Source organism: Thalassococcus sp. BH17M4-6 (assembly GCF_049323015.1).
Classification (GTDB): Bacteria; Pseudomonadota; Alphaproteobacteria; order Rhodobacterales; family Rhodobacteraceae; genus Puniceibacterium.
Genome location: NZ_JBMPGU010000023.1, coordinates 1 through 18,685, shown reverse-complemented (window position 1 = coordinate 18,685; position 18,685 = coordinate 1). Strand labels below are relative to the sequence as shown.

Sequence of the window (18,685 nt, the reverse complement as noted above, 5' to 3'; positions counted from 1 at the left end):
CCATGAACTGGGACGATTTCGAGGCCTGGAGCAAACGGATCGCGACCTGGGGCGCGCGGTATCACAAGACCTTGCGCGACCGCCCTGTGCGGGCCCAGACGGGGCCCGGCCAGATCGCCGCGCAACTCCCCGCGCAACCGCCGGAGGCACCCGAAGACATGGCCGCCATCATGGCCGATTTCGACACCATCGTGATGCCCGGCATGACCCATTGGCAGCACCCCCGCTTTTTCGCCTACTTCCCCGCCAACGCCACGCCGCCGTCGATGCTGGCCGAACAGCTGGTCAACACCGTCGCCGCGCAATGCATGTTGTGGCAGACCTCACCGGCCGCGACAGAGGTTGAGGGGCGGATGATCGACTGGCTGCGACAGGCGCTTGGGCTGGCTGAGGGCTTTACCGGCGTCATTCAGGACAGCGCATCCTCCGCCACCCTGTCTGCGGTGCTGACCATGCGCGAACGGGCCACCGGCCACACCGGCAACCGCGAAGGGTTGTCGGGCAAGGGACACTTGCGGATCTACTGCTCTGACCAGGTGCATTCCTCGATCGATCGCGCCTGCTGGGTTGCGGGGATTGGGCAGGACAATCTGGTGAAGATCGCCGCCTCTGGCCCCCTGCACGGAATGGATGCCGCGGCGCTCGACGCGGCCATCCGCGCCGACATCGCCGCCGGGCACACGCCCGCCGGGATCATCGCCATCACCGGCGGCACCGGCGTCGGGGCCTGCGACGATCTGGAGGCTGTCTTGCAGGTCGCGAGGAGGCACGATCTTTACACGCACCTCGATGCCGCCTGGGCCGGGTCCGCGATGATCTGCCCCGAGTTTCGCGCCCGGTTCTGGGCGGGCGTGGACGGGTTCGACAGCATCGTCTTCAACCCGCACAAGTGGCTGGGCGCGCAGTTCGATTGTTCGGTCCAGTTCCTCCGCGACGCCACGCCGCAGCTCAACACGCTGAAGATCGAACCGGAATATCTGCGTACATCCGGTGCCGCCGTCACCAACTATTCCGAATGGACGATCCCGCTGGGCCGCCGGTTCCGCGCGCTCAAGCTCTGGTTCCTGATCCGGTCCTACGGGCTGGACGGGCTGCGCGCCCGCATCCGAAATCATGTTCTGTGGGCGCAGGAGCTGTGCGAGGCTCTGCGCGCGCTGGACGGGTTCGAGATCGTGACAGAGCCGATCCTGAGCGTATTTTCCTTCCGCTGTCCCGGCGATGACACGATGCAGCAGTGGCTGGTCGATGCGATCAACGATGACGGGCGCATCTACCTGACCCAGGGCGCGTTCGGGGGTCGCAAGGTCATCCGCGTTCAGGTGGGCCAGTTCGACACCACGCGCGCCGACGTCATGACAGTGCATGAAGTCGTGAGCGATATCTGGCAGCGGTTGAGATGAGCGCGCCGGTCAGATGTCGAAAAAGATGGTCTCGTCCGGCCCCTGTAAGTGGATGTCAAAGCGATACGCCCCCTCGCCGACCTTCCTGGCCAGCAAGGTACGCACGCGGTTCTGATGTTCGATCCGAGACAGGATGGGGTCGGCGGCGTTCGCTTCGGGCTCGTCTTCGAAATAGATGCGGGTGTGCAGGCCGATGTTGATGCCGCGCGCGACGATCCAGGCGGTAATATGCGGCGCCTGCATGCGGCCGTCGGGCCAGGGCACGGCGCCCGGTTTGACCGTGTCGAAGCTGAACTCCCCGGTCTCCATATCCCCGGGCGACCGGCCCCACCCGGTGAAATTCGGATCGGCCGCACCGCGGGTTTCGTTGGCGGACGGAAAAAGGCCCGCCGCATCCGGCTGCCAGATTTCGATCATCGCGTCGCGCAGGGCCGTGCCGGTGCCGTCATAGACGGTGCCTCTGACGGTGATTTCCTGCCCCTGCACCGGGCCGGTCTTCATCCGGGTGCCCAAGTCGCCGCCGTATATGTCTATACCGGTGAAATTGGGGGTGCAGCCGATGTGGACGTAGGGCCCTGCGGTCTGGCTCGGGCTTTCGCGCAGGTAATCGAACTTTGGTGCCATGCTCACATCCCCTCCTTGCGGTTCTCGAAATAGGTCTGGCGCCGCCCGCGCAGCACGATGTCGAACCGATAGGCGCGGCTGTCCATCGGCACCGTGCGGTGCATGTCGAGCATGGCAGTCAGCGCGTCGACGGCCTCTTGCGATTTCAGCACGCCGACGATGGGGCAGAGCGCAATGTGCGGGTCGCCTTCGAAATACATCTGGGTGATCAGGCGCTGCGCAAAGCCGTGGCCGAAAACGGAAAAATGGATATGTGCGGGTCGCCAGTCATTCATGCCGTTGGGCCAAGGATAGGGGCCGGGCTGGATCGTGCGGAATTCGTAGGACCCGTCCGGCCCGGTGATCGTGCGCCCGCAGCCGCCGAAATTGGGATCGAGCGCGGCCTGATAGCTTTCCTTCTTGTGGCGGTAGCGACCGCCCGCGTTGGCCTGCCAGAATTCCAGCAGCGCGCCCGGCACTCCGCGCCCCATCTCGTCCAGCACCCGGCCATGCACGATGATCCGCGGGCCAATCGCGCTTTCGCCAGGTTTGGCGTGGTTCAGCAGCAGATCGTTGTCGAGCGGGCCCAGCATCTGTTGCCCGAAGACGGGCGAGGTTTCCTCGGACAGGGTCGTCGGGAAGGACAACAAGGCCGCCTGCGGGCTGCGTTTGACGCTGGTCTTGTAGGCGGGGGTGAGCGCCTCCGGCTGCCAGTCGCGGTCGCGCGGGACAAAGCCGCCGGGTCTGGCCGGGCTGTTGGTCGGGCTCATATCTCTACTCCCATTTCGGCATAGGTCTGTTTGGCCAGCTTGATCGCGTGGTTCGCCTTGGGCACACCCGCGTAGACCGCCACGTGCAGAAACGCCTGCAACACGTCCTGCGGCGTGGCCCCGGTGTTCTGCGTGGCGCGGATGTGCATCGGGATCTCCTCGAAATTTCCCGTCGCGGCCAGCAGCGCCAGCGTCAGCATCGACCGTTCGCGGCGGGAGATCGTGTCGTCGGCCCAAAGCGTGCCCCAGGCCCCTTCGGTAATCAACGTCTGGAACGGGGTGTCGAAGTCGGTCTTCGCGGCCTCGGCCCGGTCTACATGCGCGTCGCCCAGCACCGCGCGCCGGGTGGCCATGCCCTTTTCAAAGCGGTCGGTCATCTCTGGCGGTCCCCCTGCATGATCTCTTCCCCTGTTTACGCAGGCAAAGGCGCTCTGACTATTGATCAATCACCCATAAACGATAACCGTGGCGGTATGAATTGGGAGTCAAACCTGCGCCTGCGCCACATCCGCAGCTTTCTGGAAATCGCCAGAACCGAAAGCGTCTCGCTCGCGGCGGAGCGGATGAACATCACCCAGCCCGCCCTGTCGCGCAGCCTGAGGGAGCTGGAAGAGATGCTGGGCCAGCGCCTTTTCGACCAGGTCGGGCGGGGTTTGCGCCTGAACGAGGCCGGGCGGGTCTTTCAGCGTCACGCCGCCGCGTCGATGACCGAACTGATGCGCGCGCATGACCGGATCACGTCGCGCGAGGCGCTGGTCAGGCTGTCGGTCGGTGCGCTTCCCACGGCGTCAAGCGCGCTTGTGCCTGAGGCGGCGCTGGCGTTCCGGGACCAGGCCCCGCATGTGTGGCTGCATATCCTGACCGGGCCGAACTGGCTGCTCTTCAACCAGCTGCGCGACGGCGCGCTTGATCTGGTTGTCGGGCGCATGCCCGAAGGCGAGGCCGCGACCGGCGTGACGTTCGAGCAGCTTTATACCGAGGATGTGGTGCTGGTCTGCCGGCCCGGTCATCCGATCCTGTCGGCGCAGCCCCGCCAGGCCGCCATCGCGGACCATCCCCTGATCCTGCCCCCCAGGGGCGCGATGATCTTTGCAACGGTGAGCCGCTACCTGTCGAGCATCGGCCTCGCTGACACGCGCGGCACGTTCGAGACCGTGGCGCTGCCGGTCGGGCGCAAGATCGTGCAAACCTCGGACATGCTGTGGTTCATTTCGCGTGGCGTGGTCATCGACGAGCTGAAGGCCGGGGCGCTGATATCGGTCGATCTTGCCTCGCCGCTCTTGTCCGGGCCGGTGGGGATCAGCGTCGCGCAATCGGCACCCCTGTCGGTCGAGCGGAGCCTTCTGGCCGACTGCCTGCGCGCGACCGTGGCGGGCGGCGCGGCAACCTGATCAGCCTTGCCGGGGTCTCAGGGGCCTTCCCGAAGCGCGGCCCGAAGTGCTGCGGGGTCCAGATCGACACCGGTAAAGATCGACCAGGCATCGACGCCTTGACCAAAGAACAGCTCGTATCCGGAAATCACCGTCAGGCCCGCCCGTTCGGCATCCAGCAGAAAAGGTGTGTCGATCGGCGTGTAAACGGCGTCAAAGGCCCAGACCGCCCCCCGCATCGCGCTGATGGGCAGGGCAGAGCCGCCGATACCCACCATGCCAAGGGGCGTGCAGTTCACGATCCCGTCGGCATCCCGGGCGGCGGCGATGGCATCGCTTGCGGCCTCGACCCGCGTGTCCGACCCCAGCGCGCGCAACGCATTTACCAGCCCCTCGGCCTTGGCGGGGTCAAGATCGACACAGCGGATCACACGGGCGCCCAACCGGATCAGACCAAAGGCCACCGCCTTTCCCGCGCCACCCGTGCCGATCAGGCAGACCGTTCCCGGCGCCGCGTCGCCACGCACCGCGCGGTAGGCCCGCACGAAGCCGGTGTAGTCGGTGTTGAATCCCTGCGGCCCCTCCGCATCGAACACCACCGTATTGACCGCGCCGATGGCCCGCACCAGCGGGTCCGCCACATGGACCCTGGCCGCTGCCACCTCCTTGTAAGGATAGGTGACATTGACGCCGCGAAAGCCGCTGGATCGCACCTGTTCGAACACCTCGTCGAAGGTCAGACCCATGTCCCTTGGCACCAGCCGGTCGTAGGTGACGGAAACGCCGGTCAACGCGCCCGCCGTTCTGTGCAGGCGCGGCGCTTGCGACTGCGCGATGTTGTCGCCGATCAGGCCGAGCTTCACGGTCTTGCTGTTCCTATCCGTCATGGCGCGGCCTTTCCTTGCGGTCGATCAAAGCAGTGTACCGCATCAGGGTATGAGCAATAATTCCGCCTGGCGACAGGGGCTGGCAAGGATATCGCCGCGGCGGTGTCGGCCCGGCGGGATATTGCGCCGGATGCCATCGGGCCTTGCCCGCTACAGACAACTGGTTGCCCCACTTCCGCACTGGTCTGCGTGTGCTGCGGTGCTAGACAAAGGTCAGGCGACTCGGGAGGATGAGGCATGAAACAGACGTGGCGATGGTTCGGGCCCAGCGATCTGGTCTCGATTGACGACACGCGGCAGGCCGGGGTCGAGGGGATCGTGTCGGCCCTGCATCACGTGCCCACCGGAGCGGTCTGGTCGCCGCAAGAGATCGCGCAGCGCCAGAAAGAGGTCGCCACGATGAACGGTGGCAGCCCCTCGGGCATCGCCTGGGACGTGGTCGAAAGCCTGCCGGTGTCCGAGGATATCAAGAAGCAGACCGGCGACTGGCGCGCGCATATCGAGGCTTACAAGCAAAGTCTGCACAATCTGGCGGACGCGGGCATTTCGGTGATCTGCTACAATTTCATGCCGGTGCTGGACTGGACCCGCACCGATCTTGCCTGGGCGCGCCCGACGGGTGCGACCTGCATGCGCTTCGACCTTGTGGATTTCGCCGCCTTCGATCTGCATATCCTGGCACGTGACGGCGCAGCGGAGGATTTCGACGAAGATTTGCGAGAGCAGGCGACCGCCCGCTTTCGCGCAATGACCGACGACCGCCGTGCAGAGCTTGCCCGGAACGTCGTTTTCGGTCTGCCCGGCGCGGCAGAACGGTTTTCGCTTTACGACGTGCGCCAACACCTGGCCGATTACAGCGCCATCGACGAGGACCGGTTGCGCCGACATCTGATCGATTTCCTCGAAGAGGTGGTGTCGGTCGCCGAAGCGCGCGGCCTGCGCCTGTGCTGCCATCCCGACGATCCGCCGGTGCCGCTGCTGGGCCTGCCGCGCATCATGTCGACTGAAGCGCAGTACGCCAAGGTCATGCAGGCCGTCGACCGACGCGCCAACGGCATCACGCTTTGCTCAGGCTCTTTGGGCGCGCGGTCCGACAACGACCTGCCCGGGATTATGCGCCGCTGGGGCGACCGCGTGCATTTCCTGCATCTGCGGAATGTGAAACGCGAAAGCGACCGGCTGTTTGGCTCGTTCTTCGAGGACGAGCATCTGGCGGGTGACACCGATATGGTGGCCCTCATCGCCGCGGTGCTGGAGGAAGAGGCGCGCCGCCGGGCCGCCGGGCAAGAGGAATGGTCGATCCCGTTCCGCCCCGACCACGGACAGGACATCCTGGACGATCTGCACCGCAAGGCGCAGCCCGGCTATCCGGCCATCGGTCGGCTCAAGGGCCTGGCAGAGCTGCGCGGCGTGATCGCGGGGCTGCAATACGCGCGGACCTTGGCATGACCGAACGGCTGAAGACGACGGACGGACTGCCGAACGATGTGCGTGTTCCCGGATACAGGCGCGACGACCACGGGGCGGGCATCGTGCACATCGGGCTGGGGGCGTTCCATCGTGCGCATCAGGCCGCTTATACCGACGATGCGTTGGCGGCGGCGGGTGGCGACTGGCGGATCACGGGCGTCAGCCTGCGCAGCGACGCGCCCGCCCAGGAACTGGGGCCGCAGAATGGCCTTTACACCCTGATCGAGCGGGACGCTTCGGGCAGCCGCGCGCGGGTGATCGGGGCGCTGGCGGCGGCGCATTGCCTGAGGACCGACAGGGACGCGGTCACCGCCGCGCTTCTTTCCGACGCGACGCGGATCGTCACGATCACCGTCACCGAAAAGGGCTATGGCCTTGACCGCGCGAGCGGGGGCGTCGATCCCGCCCATCCGGCGATTGCGCACGATCTGGACAAGCCGTCACGGCCGCAGGGGTTGGCCGGGCTTCTGGTCTGGGCGTTGGGTCAGCGGCGCCGCCTGGGCCGCAAACCGTTCACGGTTCTGTGCTGTGACAACCTGCCGGAAAACGGCAAGGTTCTGCGCGGTTTGCTGGTGGATTTCGCCCGCCGCGCCGTGCCGGACCTGGCCGATCACATCGCCGAAGATGTGGCCTTCCCCTCGACCATGGTCGACCGGATCACCCCTGCCGCGACACAAAGCACCCGCGATCTGGCCGAAGACCTGACCGGGCGCCGCGACGCCGCCGCGATAGAAACCGAAGGGTTTCATCAATGGGTGATCGAGGATCATTTCCCGACCGGGCGGCCAGGATGGGAAGCGGGTGGCGCGATCTTCACCACCGATGTGCGCCCCTATGAAGAGATGAAACTGCGTATGCTCAACGGCGCGCATTCGATGCTGGCCTATGCCGGGTTTGCCGCGGGGCACCGCTACGTGCGCGATGTCATGGCCGACCCGGCCCTTTCACGGCTTGTCACCCGTCACCTCCGCGCTGCATCGGCCACGTTCACCCCGCTTGAGGGTGTCGATTTTGCCGCCTACGCGGATCAGCTGGCCGAACGGTTCCGCAACCCGCATCTGGCGCACGAGACCTTTCAGATCGCCATGGACGGCTCGGAAAAGATGCCGCAACGGGTGTTCTCGGCCATCCCCGACGCCCGTGCCGGGGGCGGCGACCTGCGCGCCTTTGCCTTCGCGACCGCCGCCTGGCTGCGGCACCTGTCGCAGTCGACGCATGACTGCGCGCCCTACGAGCTGCGGGATCCGCGCGCCGGGGATCTGAGCGACATGGCACAGGGCAAACCGGCCTCCGCGATCATCGCGGCCATCCGGGCGTCTGCACTCGTGTCGCGGCAGGTGGCGCGGGACGACGGGTTCTGGGATGAGGTAAATCCGATCCTGCACGACATGCTGACCCGCCCGATGACCGACGTGATCGGGGCCGAGGCCGCCTAGTCAGCCTCCGGGGTTTCGGCTTGTTCTTGCCTGTCGCCAACCTATGGTCTGACCCAGTAACAGTTGCCCGGATCACGGAACCCCGCCACCATGAACGCAAAAATCCTTGCCGCAGTCGTGCTGGTGTTCGGAATTGGCGTCGGCGCCTGGGCCTTTCTTGCCCAAGGGGCCGACGAGGCCGCGACGGAAGGACAGATGTCCGCGACGGAGTTTTCGCGTGAAAGCCCGCTGTTGCTGCCGGATATCCTGGACGTGGTTTACGACGCCTTCGGCCAAACGGAAGAGGCGGCGATCTATGACCGGCTGGCGGATGTCTCCTCGGGTCCGGCGCTGGAGCAGCTCTACCTTGAACGGGTCGGCGCCATGGCGGGCGGCGGGCTGAACCCCGATCAGGAAATCCACGAAATCGAACTGTCGGGGATGAGCGCGCGCTCCGAAGGACAGCGCGTGACGATCGACGCGAAATGGCGGGTGCTGGGCGTCGTCGGGCACGCTGAACACATGCACATGCGCGGCAATGCCTATTCCGCCGATCTGGTCTTTGAATTTGTCGAGGACAGATGGAAGATCACCGGCTTTACCCTGACGGACGTGGATCGGACCGATGCGGGCACGCTGGAACGCAACAAGGACGCGCCGCCCGACGACGCGGCAGAGGCTTCAGGGGACAAGACGTGATCGACGCGCGCGATCTGTCCTTTGGCTATCCGCGCGGCGGCTTCACCCTGCGCGTGCCACGGCTGCAGGTGGCGGGCGGTGAACGGGTCGCCGTGATCGGCCCCAGCGGCACCGGCAAGACCACGCTGCTGAACCTGTTGGCCGGGCTGGCGGTGCCCGACAGCGGCGCGCTTACGGTCGCGGAGGCCGATCTGATCGGCATGACCGATGCACAGCGGCGGGCGTTCCGGGCGCGGCGCATCGGCTTTATCTTTCAGAACTTCGCGCTGGTGGATTACCTGAACGCCTTCGAGAATATCCTTTATCCCTACCGCGTCGGGCTGGGCTTGCGGCTGGACGATGCGGTGCGTGACCGGGCGCGGACGCTGGCCGCCGCCTGCGGGATCACCGACCGGCTGGCCAACCACCCCGGCGCGCTCAGCGGTGGCGAACAGCAGCGCGTGGCGATCTGCCGAGCGCTGGTGACGCAACCGGCGCTGATCCTCGCGGACGAGGCGACAGGCAACCTCGACCCCGAGACGAAGGATGCCATCCTGGACCTGCTGTTCGACCGCGCGGCCGAGATGAATGCGACGATCCTGGCCGTCACGCATGATCACGACCTCTTGCCGCGCTTCGACCGGGTGATCGACTTTGCCAGCCTGCGCCAGCCCGCCGCGCCGGCTGGTCAGCCCGCATGAACGCGCTGTTTCTTGCCCTCGCGCATCTGCGCTGGACCTGGGTGCGCAGCCTTGTGCTGGTGCTGGTCGGCGCGCTGATCCTTGCCGTACCATTGGTCACGCAGACCCTTTTGCGCGGCTCCGAAGAGGCGCTGACCCGCCGGGCCGAAGCGGCACCGCTGGTGCTGGGCGCGCGCGGCAGCCAGCTCGACTTGGTGATGAGCGCGGTCTACTTTTCCGAAGACCGCCCCCAGCCGATCAGCCGCGCCGCCGAGGATGCGGTCTGGGACAGCGGGCTGGCCCTGCCGATCCCGCTGCACACGGCGTTTCAGGCCAACGGCGCACGGATCGTCGGCACCTCGCTCGATTATTTCGACTTTCGCGGGCTTTCGATTGCGGACGGACGCCAGCTTGCCCTTCTGGGCGAGGCGGTGCTGGGCGCGCAGGTGGCGCAGCGGCTGGGTCTGGGGCCGGGCGACACGGTGGTGTCGTCGCCCGAAAACCTCTTTGACCTCGATGGCATCTATCCGCTGGAACTGCAGATCACCGGCGTCCTTGCGCCCACGGGCACGGCGGATGACGAGGCGGTCTTTACCGACATTAAGACCGCCTGGGTTATCGCCGGTATCGGCCACGGGCATGACGACGTGGTGACCGCGGATGCCGATGGCAACGTGACCGCCAATGCCGCCATCACCGAATTCCAGCGCATCACGCCCGACAATATCGACAGCTTTCATTTCCACGGCGATGCGGCCGACTATCCGCTGTCTGCCGTGTTGGTCGTGCCCAACGACACCCGCTCCGGCACGATCCTTCGGGGGCGTTACCTCGACCCGGAAAACCCGGTGCAGATCACCGTCCCGGCGGACATCGTCGCGGGCCTCGTCGACCGGATTTTCCGCATCGCAGCTCTGCTGGACGCGGTGACTCTGATCATCGGCGTGGCGGCGGCGGGGGCCATCGGCCTGTCCCTCTACCTATCATGGAGCCTGCGCGCCCCCGAAATGGCGACCGCCCGGCGTCTTGGTGCGGGGCGTTTCGTGATCCTGCGCCTTGCGGCGGCCGAAATCGCGCTATTGTTATCCTGCGCGGTCGCAATTGCCGCGTGTCTTGTCATAGTCGTGATAACAAACGGCGACGGGATCGTGACATGGATCCTGGCCGTCTAGTTGATTTTGATCCCGAAGGGAGACCCTTAATGAAGACCTATCTGACCGCCGCGGCCCTTGCCGCCTTTGCCACCACCGCCGGTGCGCACTACGGCATGATCATCCCGTCGGACAATATGGTCAGCCAGGAAGACGGCCGGTCGGTGGACCTGACGCTGTCCTTCTCGCATCCGTTCGAAGGCCTGGGCATGGTGCTTGAAACGCCCGAGGCCTTTACCGTCACGCATGAGGGCGAAACCATGTCCCTGCTCGACACGCTGGAACCGGCGCAGGTGATGGACGACGCGGGCTTTACCACCGAATACCGGATGGAACGCCCCGGCACGCATGTCTTTGCCATGACGCCGAAACCCTATTGGGAACCGGAAGAAGACGCCTTTATCACCCATTTCACCAAGACCTACGTGTCCGCCTATGGCGATGACGAAGGCTGGGACACGGAACTGGGTCTTAAGACCGAAATCGTGCCGCTGTCGAAACCCTTCGCGCTCTGGTCCGGCAACGTGTTCCAGGGCATCGTGAAGCTGGACGGCGAAGCCGTGCCCTACGCCGAGGTCGAGGTCGAGTATTACAACGAGGACGGCAGCGCCTCTGCCCCGTCCGACCTGATGATCACCCAGACGATCAAGGCGGATGCCGAAGGCGTGTTCACCTATGCCGCGCCGACGCCGGGGTGGTGGGGCTTTGCCGCCCTCAACACGGCGGAAGAGCCGATGCAGCACGAAAGCGAGGACAAGGCGCACGAACTGGGTGCGGTGATCTGGGTGCATTTCGAACCCTGGGCGGCGCAATGATCCGACCGCTTGCGTTGATTTTGGGCCTGGTCATGGCGCTGCCTGCGGCGGCGCATGACCTGCGCGTCTTTGCCTCTGTCAGCGGCGACATGGTCACGGTCGAAAGCAAGTTTTCGACCGGGCGCGTGCCGAAGGACGGGACCGTTCGCGTGATGGATGCCGAAAACGCCGTACTGATGACGCTGCCGGTGGGCGAAGCGGGCGAAACCGTCTTTGCCCTACCGGAAGGCACCGCAGAGACCGGGCTGATGATCGAGGTCGAGGTGAGCGAAGGGCATTCCGACTATTGGCTGCTGACGCCAGAGGACATCGCCCACGGGCTGGAGATGAACTGATGCTCAGGCGTTTGGTGCTGGCCGCGGCGCTGGCCGCCACGGCGGCAGGCGCGCAGGACCGTCCGGTCGTGGCGACGGTCAACTACCCACTGGCCTGGATGGCCGAACGTCTGGGCGGCGACGGCGTCGCAGTCCTGTTCCCCGTCCCGGCAGGCCAGGACCCGTCGTTCTGGCGCCCCGGCCTGTCCGAAATCGCGGCAATCCAGCAGGCCGATGTCATCGCGCTCAACGGGGCCGCCTTCGCCGACTGGACCACGCGCACCACCCTGCCGCGATCGCGCCTCGTCGACACCTCTGCCGCCTTTGCCGACAGCTACATCAGCACACAGGCGGTGACCCACAGCCACGGCGCGGACGGTGAACATTCGCACACCGGCACCGCCAGCTACACCTGGCTGGACTTCGATCAGGCCGCTCGCCAGGCCGAAGCACTCGCCGCGATGATGCAGCGCCGCATCCCGGCGCTGAGCGACACCGTGGCCGGGAACCTGCCGCAGCTCGTCGACGATCTGGAAGCGCTCGATGCCGACACGCGCGAGGCCCTGGCCGATCTGCGCGGCAGCACGATCCTCGCCACCCACCCGCGCTACCAGTACTTCGCCCGCGCTTACGGTCTGGACATCACGGCGCTGGAGTGGGAGACGGGCGCCATGCCAGATCCCGACCAGTGGCAGACGCTCGCCGCAAAAAAGGCCGAGACCGGCGCCAGCCTGCTGATCTGGGAAGCCGCGCCACCGAAAGAGGCCATCGCCCAGGCCGACGAATTGGGCCTGCGCTCGGTCGTCCTTTCCCCCCTGGCAGGCCGCCCGGAGAGCGGCGATTTCCCGTCCATCATGCGTGACCAGATCACCGCCCTGTCGGAGGCCGGAGAGGGCTAGGCTGCTCTGGCCAAACCGCCCGATCGGCAGCGGTTGTCAGGACATATCGACCGGAGCACAGCATCTCTCCAAGGCGTGAACCCGCCGTGGCATTGCACGACTTCAGGTAAAACGCCCGAAAATCAGGGGCTTACGCGTCCGGAAAGTTTTCCGATAAAAGCCTTGCGGTTCCAATGCGTTACGGGCTAGACCGTTCGGCGGAGACGTGGCCGAGTGGTCGAAGGCGCTCCCCTGCTAAGAGGGCAGTCACCTTCAATGAAATAAGGTGTTTTCCCTCCAGCATCCCCCAGAAACCCGTCGAATTGACAGATCATTGCCAACTCGGCCTACCGCTGGCCGTCACCGGTTTCCGTTTTTCTGCGATTGAACCCACGCCCTTTCAGGCGCGACCGTAGCATGTCACCAGCGGGGCGCCCCGCTTCGATCATGAGAGTCTTGAGGCCTGGTTTTCGGGCTATCGTAAGTTCGACTTCGTGGACCCGCGACAACACGTCAGCGTCGGCCGGCGCAATCTCGCGCGCGCTGAACAGCAGCCGGATTGCGTCGACTTCGGTCTTCGGCCGAGACGCGATGAGGCTGGCACTGTCTTCCTGCGCCGCGATCAAGTCGTCTTGGGCCCGCCTGGCCATCCAGGCATCGAGAGCGGATTGCGATGCGTTGCTGGCAAAGGTGCGAGATCTATCTTCCAAGTGATCGATACGGCGCTCGACGGCCGAGATGATACTTCCATGAAGATCCTCAGCGGCTCGCAGCAGGTCTTCGTGCCAGTCTGCCATGAGTTGTTTCTGGGCGTAGCCCTTCAGGGTGTTGTTTCCCAAGAGAGCCGCCGCACCGATCGCGGGACCGAGGATGAGGGCGCCAGCCGGACCGATCGCGATCAGCCCTAACCAGGCCCCGGCGTTGCCACCAGCAAAGACGAGGAGGCCGCGCGAAGCACCATCGAGAATGAGCGAGGCGGGGAGGTCGGAAATCGGAATCCGCCCCCGGATGACCTCGATGCCCCCGCGCAGCACACCCACGGAGAGCGCGAACTGCAGGATGTCCGGGTCAGCCAAGTCGACGGCATGACCGAGCGTCTCTGCGATTTGCTTCTCGATCGCCTCGATCTCGAACCCGGGAAGGGTTGTCACGAGATGAGCAAACTCGTTGAGTTTTTCGTCTGTGGCCGCCTCCTCGGCAAGGCTGGCATTGGCGATCACGGGGATGTCCGGGTATTTCTCGAAATGCTCGGTCAGGTTCGAAAGCGAGGTCCCGCATTTCACCTGGACTGGCGTCCCGTCGACCATGAGGTCGAGGCCGGGCGTATTGCTCGCCTCTGCAAGGTGGACGGCGTGACCGTCGGCAATGAGCTTGTCCATGACAAGCCGCTCGGCCGTGTACCCCCGCAGCGACCATCCGGCACCTGAAGTCAGGAAGTCAGCCGCGCTACAGGCGAAGGCCATGGGGTCACCGATGTCCTCGGCCCGGGAGAAGTCGGCAGCCTTCATGACGTTGGGGTCGAGCGCTGCTGCATGCCAGAGCATCTCCCCCGCTGTCAGGCCCAGCGTGGCCGTTGCGTCCGAGCCATCGGTCGTCATTTTCTTCGACGACCAAGGCTCTGGAGGTCGCCCGGCTGGCGACGGTAGCGGCCCGGGCAGGCGACCAGTGAGCGCGGCAATGCGGTTGCGGACGTCTGCGTGATCCTTCGAGGGCATCCAGTCGAACGAACCGGTCGGTTCCCGGTCCAGGTTGCGCATGTCGGCGATGAACCGATCCAGACCTGCCTCGCTGTGCTGGGTGCCTTGTGCCGCCATGAGCACCCCAAGGCGAGCAGCCAGCTGACTGCGCACCACTCTTGAACCACGGCCCATTCCGAGCCATCCGAGCGCGGCAACGCCCGCGAAGACGGTCACGGGGTTGACGAGAGTTGCCAGAAGCGAGACCAGGGTTGGACCACTGACGAACGGGATGATCGCGCTGAGCTGTGCAGCCAGAATGTACGGCAAGAACCCGGCGTTGGCGACGACGGCCGCCCCACCGATCCAGGCCCCGCCAGCGGCCAGGGCATTGCGCGCTCGGGCATGTCCTTGCCGAAGCGCCTCGGCGATTTCGGGATCGGCTTTCTTCGCAGCGGTCTCGACAACCTCGTCGTTCGAGAGGAACGCCAGCATCTCCTCGGCTACGATCTGGGGAAACGGCAGCGGGGGCTCGGCGACGACGGCAGCCTTCGCCGAATTCCAGTAATCTGCGGCCTTTCCTCCGACCCGTTCCGCAATGCCACCGTCAGGTTCATTGCGATCCGCCCTACGTTGGCGGGCGCGGATTGACGGCGTCAGCCTCTCGGACGCTCGAACAGCAAAGGCAGATGCCGATCGTATGGCGGACTTCGTCGAGAGGGGCGCTACTGACGGCAACGCCATGGCTTCGGTCAGCCGCGACCAGAGGCGGAAGCGCAATGCGCCATCCGAGGCAGACGATCCGGCGAGGTCATCCTGAAGGGCCTGGAGGCGTTCTGCGGCCGCATCGCTTTCCAGACCGAGCTTGGCAGTCATGCCGGCCACGGCGCCCTTGGCGAGAAAAAGGCCATCAACGCATTCGAGGAGGGCTATGATCTGGCATATCTCAGCCCGCTCGAGAGTTCCGAGACCGGCAAGGATGTGGATGGGACGAACGATATGGTGTGCCGCGGAATCATCTGACATGCCGCGGACCATGCGTCTCAGGCGAGCAAATGACAATCGCCCGGAGGACACTCCCCCGGGCGAATTGAAATCACTTTCGAACAGTCACCAGTTCGCCGTATCTGACGGGGCCTCCGACATCCTCACGGAAATCACAGCCATGCTGAAGGAGACGATTTCCAAGATCCTTTGGGGCGACCTTGCAATACCGGTTGGCGGTGTCCGATTTGTTCCAGCCGCCGAGATCGACAAGGCGCCGGAAATCCTTGGTCTGCGCGTAGAACCATGTGGCCCAGGTATGTCGCAGGGTATAGGGCACGACGTCCTCTCCCAAGCCGGCCGCGGCCCGGATATTTCCGAAGGCCCCGGCCATCTGACCACCGCCGTTCTTGCGTGCCACATAGGGCTGACCGTCCGGCGCGAGGAAAGCCGGTCCGCTTTCCGGCAGGTCCCCCATCAGGTCGATTGACCGCTGCGGGAGCAGGACGAAACGAGGCCGGTAGGCAGTCTTGGTGCCGTCCAGCCACCACTCGGACGTTGCTGCATTCCAGTTTTCGACATGCGTGGCGAAGGTCTCGCCGGGCCCAGCACCGCCGCCGAGCATGAACGCGATCTTCTGGAGCGTCCTCAGGTGCGGGTCATGCAGTCCGGCCTTTTGCGGATTGCTTGCGAAATAGAGCATGCGTTCCACCTCTTCGGGGGTGAGCCAGCGGGTCCTCTTGGTGTCATGGCCCTTCTCACGTCCAGTTCCCTGGGCAAAGTTGATGACCGCCCTGATCGGGGTCTTCAACTGACGCTTGACCGTTTCGGGTTTCGCGTTCGGATAGAGTTCAGCTGCGGCGGCCGCGATCGTCATCGTGTCGATGTCCTCGATCATTGTGCCCTCGCCGAAATACTCGATGATGCGCGCGAGAAACCGCCTTTCTTTTCCCTGCTCCATGTGGCGCAGGGCCGCCAGGAAAAATGGAGTCTTGGCCGGCGCCGGTTCGATCGCGGGGCATTTCATCACATCCCACGCTTGCGTATAGAGACGCTTTGCCTCTTCATTGGCCCGGCTCTTCATTTCTTCAGAGCGTATGCCAAGGCGGCGTCGAAATCTTTGTCCGTCGATGACGAAATCGACTGCCCAGTCGCCTGTTTTTTTGACCCAGTACGGGTCCCAAGGGTTGCGCTTTTCGCGGTTTTTCCCGCGGCCTTTTTGGGGGGTGTCCTGCATTCCAGGGCTTCCTTGATGTTCTGGATGTGCTGCGGATAGAAGACCCGCCGAGTGCCTCGATACGCGCAGGTCTTGACGCCACCTTTCTCCAGCTCATCCAGCACCGCGGAAAAACGGCCGTAGCTGTGGCCGATAACGGCCGCGGCTTCCTTCTGCCTGAGGGGGATGACTGCCCAGTCCTGTGTGGTCATGTTGCGCTCCTCGGGAGGGTCTTCGGTGAAGGGCGCACCGGATGATTTCCCGGGTCCCGAGGAGGAGGTCGGCTTGCCCGAAACGGGCCGGCCGGAACTTTGTGCAGGGTTCGATATCTCCACTTCGGAGGAGATCGGACCGTGGCCGAGGCCCGCGTCGGCGCCTGCCAACACGGGCTGTGGTCGGTCACATGTGACGGGCTGCCTGGGCGAGATCGCGAAGTCGCGCGGCATACCACCGGAGCCCAGCGTCGATGTTGACGCGCTTGCCCTCATCGACGGGCAACGGCCGAAATTCTTCGGCGCGCAGGGACAGGAGCGTGTCGCACGCTTCTTCGAGCGCGATCTGCAGTTCTGGCATCGTGTCGCCGGCCTTGAGGCAGCTCTCGATGGCATGCCGGAATGCCGGCCCTGGCACGCTCGGGAAACGCCGGAGCAGATCATCCAGACCAGAGCCGTGTCGGTCCAGAAAACTGCGGACGAGCCGGGCCGCGGTTGCTTGCGGAACGCCACTCCGCGGGTCCATGGCGATCAGTTGTTGATGGGTCACGAGAGATCTCCTTGGCAGCCGCTGGACGACACCATGTCGTCCGGAACAATCGGTGCCGGTCTTTTCAAGGCCCGGTGCGCAGGAGGACGCGCCGGGTGGATCGAATGCGAGAAGGTCTCGATGCGATCTTGGAGGACATGCGCGGATGTCCGGTCTGCATGCCGCATACCCTTGATCTGTTTCGACCCTCGTCAGGCCGCGGCTTGCGAAGCCGGTCTCACCGTCAAGACCGGCTTCGGAAACCGCGGCGTTGCGTCTCGGCGCTATTCCGCGAGGCCCATCTCACGGAAGTATCTCACCGCCGCGAGACTTTCGTGGGCCGAAAGGTTCGCGGCAAACACGATCGTGCCTGGCGATGTCCACTTCGCCCCGGACGTGCTCGTGATGGACTTGCCCGGAAAAAGTGGAGAGCACCAACTGAGGAACCAGGAGGTGTTCTATGGGAAACGGAAACAGACCGACGCCGGAGTTTCGGCGGGAAGCGGTTAGACTTGCGCTGACAAGCGGCCGGACACGGCGCGAGATCGCAGAAGATCTGGGCATTGGCCTATCGACGTTGACGCGATGGCTCAGTCGCGAACGGGATGCCGGTGAGCCGGTCGAGGCGTCGGTGGACCTGCACGCGGAACTGAAGCGGTTGCGACGCGAGAACGCGGTTCTGAAGCAGGAGCGCGACATCCTAAAAAAGGCCGCAACCTTCTTCGCGAAAGACGCAAGTCGATGAGCTTCGCTTTCATAGAGGCGGAGAAGGCCAGCTTCCCGATCCAGCGGATGTGCCATGTTCTCGGTGTCAGCCAGAGCGGGTTCTTCGCCTGGCGGGACCGCCCCGCCTGTCATCGCCAGCGGCAGGACATGATCCATCTTGCCCACATCCGAACGGCCTTTGCGCTGTCGAACGGGACCTACGGCAGTTCCCGCATGCACCGCGATCTCGTCGATGAGGGGCACCAGATCGGGCGGCACCGAACCGCTCGCCTGATGAAAGAGAACAAGCTGGTGGCCCGCCAGAAGCGCCGGTTCAAGCGCACAACTGACAGCGAACATGCTTGGCCGATCGCCCCCAACCATGTTGCACAGGACTTCTCGGCGGATGCCCCGGACAGAAAGTGGGGCGCTGACATCTCCTACGTCTGGACTGCTGAGGGTTGGCTCTACCTGGCCGTGATCATCGACCTCTACTCAAGACGGGTTGTCGGCTGGGCCACGAGTGATCGACTGAAGCGCGGCCTGGCGGTCGAGGCCCTGCGCCGTGCTCTCGCGGCTCGCAATCCACAGCCTGGTCTGGTCCATCACAGCGACCGCGGCAGCCAATACTGCTCTGTCGAATACCAGGCCGAACTCCGAAAGCGCGGCGTCCTGATATCAATGAGTGGCAAGGGAAACTGTTATGACAATGCCATGGTCGAGACCTTCTTCAAGACCATCAAGTCCGAGCTATTGTGGCCAGTCGCCTGGCAATCACGCCAGCAGGCCGAAAACGCTATCGCCAGATACATCGACGGGTTCTACAATCCCGTCAGACGCCATTCATCGCTCGACTTCCAGAGCCCGATTGCATTCGAGCGAAAGGCCAAGGAAGTGAGATAAACGCTCTCCACCAAATCCGGGCAAGTCCA

Annotated in this window: 19 protein-coding genes; 11 read left to right on the top strand and 8 right to left on the bottom strand. The window is 64.7% G+C overall.

Features of this window, described 5'->3' with window-relative positions:
* Positions 1 to 2: 2 nt before the first annotated feature.
* Complete coding sequence (locus tag ACOXXX_RS20615) at positions 3 to 1,400, top strand: pyridoxal phosphate-dependent decarboxylase family protein (RefSeq protein ID WP_422828514.1); 1,398 nt, start codon at positions 3 to 5, stop codon at positions 1,398 to 1,400.
* A gap of 9 nt (positions 1,401 to 1,409) precedes the next feature.
* On the opposite strand, the gene pcaG is transcribed toward ACOXXX_RS20615, so the two are convergent.
* The 3 genes from pcaG to pcaC are packed head-to-tail and all read right to left on the bottom strand — an operon-like array spanning position 1,410 to position 3,150.
* Positions 1,410 to 2,024, bottom strand: coding sequence for a protocatechuate 3,4-dioxygenase subunit alpha (gene pcaG, locus ACOXXX_RS20610; RefSeq protein WP_422828513.1), 615 nt, complete (start codon positions 2,022 to 2,024; stop codon positions 1,410 to 1,412).
* Positions 2,025 to 2,026: 2 nt separating this feature from the next.
* Positions 2,027 to 2,773 (bottom strand): protocatechuate 3,4-dioxygenase subunit beta, encoded by a 747-nt coding sequence (gene pcaH, locus ACOXXX_RS20605; RefSeq protein ID WP_422828512.1) that lies wholly within the window; start codon positions 2,771 to 2,773, stop codon positions 2,027 to 2,029.
* Positions 2,770 to 3,150: a 4-carboxymuconolactone decarboxylase gene (gene pcaC, locus ACOXXX_RS20600; RefSeq protein WP_422828511.1), complete on the bottom strand. Its 381-nt coding sequence runs from the start codon at positions 3,148 to 3,150 to the stop codon at positions 2,770 to 2,772. Before pcaC ends, pcaH begins: the two co-directional genes overlap by 4 nt.
* 96 nt (positions 3,151 to 3,246) lie before the next feature.
* Here pcaC and ACOXXX_RS20595 point away from each other — a divergent pair, with 96 nt between their 5' ends.
* Positions 3,247 to 4,164 carry a LysR substrate-binding domain-containing protein gene (locus ACOXXX_RS20595; RefSeq protein ID WP_422828510.1) on the top strand — a complete coding sequence of 306 codons (918 nt, stop codon included), beginning with the start codon at positions 3,247 to 3,249 and terminating at the stop codon, positions 4,162 to 4,164.
* A gap of 17 nt (positions 4,165 to 4,181) precedes the next feature.
* Here ACOXXX_RS20595 and ACOXXX_RS20590 read toward each other — a convergent pair whose 3' ends face one another.
* Positions 4,182 to 5,030 (bottom strand): shikimate dehydrogenase family protein, encoded by an 849-nt coding sequence (locus ACOXXX_RS20590; RefSeq protein WP_422828509.1) that lies wholly within the window; start codon positions 5,028 to 5,030, stop codon positions 4,182 to 4,184.
* 237 nt (positions 5,031 to 5,267) lie between these two features.
* On the opposite strand from ACOXXX_RS20590, the gene uxuA reads away from it, so the two are divergent.
* The 8 genes from uxuA to ACOXXX_RS20550 all read left to right on the top strand — a co-directional run bounded on the left by uxuA (position 5,268) and on the right by ACOXXX_RS20550 (position 12,452).
* Entirely contained in the window at positions 5,268 to 6,479 is a 1,212-nt protein-coding gene (gene uxuA / locus ACOXXX_RS20585) for a mannonate dehydratase (protein WP_422828508.1), read from the top strand.
* Entirely contained in the window at positions 6,476 to 7,936 is a 1,461-nt protein-coding gene (locus tag ACOXXX_RS20580) for a mannitol dehydrogenase family protein (protein ID WP_422828507.1), read from the top strand. Before uxuA ends, ACOXXX_RS20580 begins: the two co-directional genes overlap by 4 nt.
* Before the next feature lie 90 nt (positions 7,937 to 8,026).
* Positions 8,027 to 8,614 (top strand): hypothetical protein, encoded by a 588-nt coding sequence (locus ACOXXX_RS20575; RefSeq protein WP_422828506.1) that lies wholly within the window; start codon positions 8,027 to 8,029, stop codon positions 8,612 to 8,614.
* Positions 8,611 to 9,294, top strand: a complete 684-nt coding sequence (locus ACOXXX_RS20570; RefSeq protein ID WP_422828505.1) for an ABC transporter ATP-binding protein — start codon at positions 8,611 to 8,613, stop codon at positions 9,292 to 9,294. Before ACOXXX_RS20575 ends, ACOXXX_RS20570 begins: the two co-directional genes overlap by 4 nt.
* Positions 9,291 to 10,445, top strand: a complete 1,155-nt coding sequence (locus ACOXXX_RS20565) for an ABC transporter permease (RefSeq protein WP_422828504.1) — start codon at positions 9,291 to 9,293, stop codon at positions 10,443 to 10,445. The genes ACOXXX_RS20570 and ACOXXX_RS20565 overlap by 4 nt, the downstream gene beginning before the upstream one ends.
* Before the next feature lie 29 nt (positions 10,446 to 10,474).
* A complete protein-coding gene (locus ACOXXX_RS20560; RefSeq protein WP_422828503.1) occupies positions 10,475 to 11,239 on the top strand; it encodes a DUF4198 domain-containing protein in 765 nt (254 codons plus the stop codon).
* The gene (locus ACOXXX_RS20555; protein ID WP_422828502.1) at positions 11,236 to 11,574 is read left to right on the top strand and encodes a hypothetical protein; all 339 of its coding nucleotides are present in this window, start codon (positions 11,236 to 11,238) and stop codon (positions 11,572 to 11,574) included. Before ACOXXX_RS20560 ends, ACOXXX_RS20555 begins: the two co-directional genes overlap by 4 nt.
* Positions 11,574 to 12,452 carry a metal ABC transporter substrate-binding protein gene (locus ACOXXX_RS20550; protein ID WP_422828501.1) on the top strand — a complete coding sequence of 293 codons (879 nt, stop codon included), beginning with the start codon at positions 11,574 to 11,576 and terminating at the stop codon, positions 12,450 to 12,452. Before ACOXXX_RS20555 ends, ACOXXX_RS20550 begins: the two co-directional genes overlap by 1 nt.
* Positions 12,453 to 12,778: 326 nt before the next feature.
* Here ACOXXX_RS20550 and ACOXXX_RS20545 read toward each other — a convergent pair whose 3' ends face one another.
* The 4 genes from ACOXXX_RS20545 to ACOXXX_RS20530 all read right to left on the bottom strand — a co-directional run bounded on the left by ACOXXX_RS20545 (position 12,779) and on the right by ACOXXX_RS20530 (position 17,069).
* Complete coding sequence (locus tag ACOXXX_RS20545) at positions 12,779 to 15,133, bottom strand: hypothetical protein (protein ID WP_422828500.1); 2,355 nt, start codon at positions 15,131 to 15,133, stop codon at positions 12,779 to 12,781.
* 70 nt (positions 15,134 to 15,203) lie between these two features.
* Positions 15,204 to 16,175, bottom strand: coding sequence for a tyrosine-type recombinase/integrase (locus ACOXXX_RS20540; protein WP_422828499.1), 972 nt, complete (start codon positions 16,173 to 16,175; stop codon positions 15,204 to 15,206).
* Positions 16,172 to 16,519 carry a hypothetical protein gene (locus ACOXXX_RS20535; RefSeq protein WP_422828498.1) on the bottom strand — a complete coding sequence of 116 codons (348 nt, stop codon included), beginning with the start codon at positions 16,517 to 16,519 and terminating at the stop codon, positions 16,172 to 16,174. The genes ACOXXX_RS20540 and ACOXXX_RS20535 overlap by 4 nt, the downstream gene beginning before the upstream one ends.
* 187 nt (positions 16,520 to 16,706) lie before the next feature.
* The gene (locus ACOXXX_RS20530; protein ID WP_422828497.1) at positions 16,707 to 17,069 is read right to left on the bottom strand and encodes a hypothetical protein; all 363 of its coding nucleotides are present in this window, start codon (positions 17,067 to 17,069) and stop codon (positions 16,707 to 16,709) included.
* A gap of 439 nt (positions 17,070 to 17,508) precedes the next feature.
* Here ACOXXX_RS20530 and ACOXXX_RS20525 point away from each other — a divergent pair.
* Positions 17,509 to 18,656, top strand: a protein-coding gene (locus ACOXXX_RS20525) for an IS3 family transposase (protein ID WP_422828496.1) whose coding sequence is annotated in 2 segments (ribosomal slippage) — positions 17,509 to 17,781 and positions 17,784 to 18,656 — 1,146 coding nt in all. Because the reading frame shifts where the segments join, the coding sequence is not laid out codon by codon here.
* The last annotated feature ends 29 nt before the right edge of the window (positions 18,657 to 18,685 follow it).

Coding starts and splice junctions, on each gene's coding strand:
- ACOXXX_RS20595 (WP_422828510.1), top strand. CDS start 3,247: ATGAATTGGGAGTCAAACCTGCGCCTGCGCCACATCCGCAGCTTTCTG.
- ACOXXX_RS20575 (WP_422828506.1), top strand. CDS start 8,027: ATGAACGCAAAAATCCTTGCCGCAGTCGTGCTGGTGTTCGGAATTGGC.
- pcaH (WP_422828512.1), bottom strand. CDS start 2,773: ATGAGCCCGACCAACAGCCCGGCCAGACCCGGCGGCTTTGTCCCGCGC.
- ACOXXX_RS20545 (WP_422828500.1), bottom strand. CDS start 15,133: ATGTCAGATGATTCCGCGGCACACCATATCGTTCGTCCCATCCACATC.
- ACOXXX_RS20550 (WP_422828501.1), top strand. CDS start 11,574: ATGCTCAGGCGTTTGGTGCTGGCCGCGGCGCTGGCCGCCACGGCGGCA.
- ACOXXX_RS20615 (WP_422828514.1), top strand. CDS start 3: ATGAACTGGGACGATTTCGAGGCCTGGAGCAAACGGATCGCGACCTGG.
- ACOXXX_RS20590 (WP_422828509.1), bottom strand. CDS start 5,030: ATGACGGATAGGAACAGCAAGACCGTGAAGCTCGGCCTGATCGGCGAC.
- pcaC (WP_422828511.1), bottom strand. CDS start 3,150: ATGACCGACCGCTTTGAAAAGGGCATGGCCACCCGGCGCGCGGTGCTG.
- ACOXXX_RS20560 (WP_422828503.1), top strand. CDS start 10,475: ATGAAGACCTATCTGACCGCCGCGGCCCTTGCCGCCTTTGCCACCACC.
- ACOXXX_RS20580 (WP_422828507.1), top strand. CDS start 6,476: ATGACCGAACGGCTGAAGACGACGGACGGACTGCCGAACGATGTGCGT.
- uxuA (WP_422828508.1), top strand. CDS start 5,268: ATGAAACAGACGTGGCGATGGTTCGGGCCCAGCGATCTGGTCTCGATT.
- ACOXXX_RS20555 (WP_422828502.1), top strand. CDS start 11,236: ATGATCCGACCGCTTGCGTTGATTTTGGGCCTGGTCATGGCGCTGCCT.
- pcaG (WP_422828513.1), bottom strand. CDS start 2,024: ATGGCACCAAAGTTCGATTACCTGCGCGAAAGCCCGAGCCAGACCGCA.
- ACOXXX_RS20565 (WP_422828504.1), top strand. CDS start 9,291: ATGAACGCGCTGTTTCTTGCCCTCGCGCATCTGCGCTGGACCTGGGTG.
- ACOXXX_RS20540 (WP_422828499.1), bottom strand. CDS start 16,175: ATGAAGAGCCGGGCCAATGAAGAGGCAAAGCGTCTCTATACGCAAGCG.
- ACOXXX_RS20535 (WP_422828498.1), bottom strand. CDS start 16,519: ATGACCACACAGGACTGGGCAGTCATCCCCCTCAGGCAGAAGGAAGCC.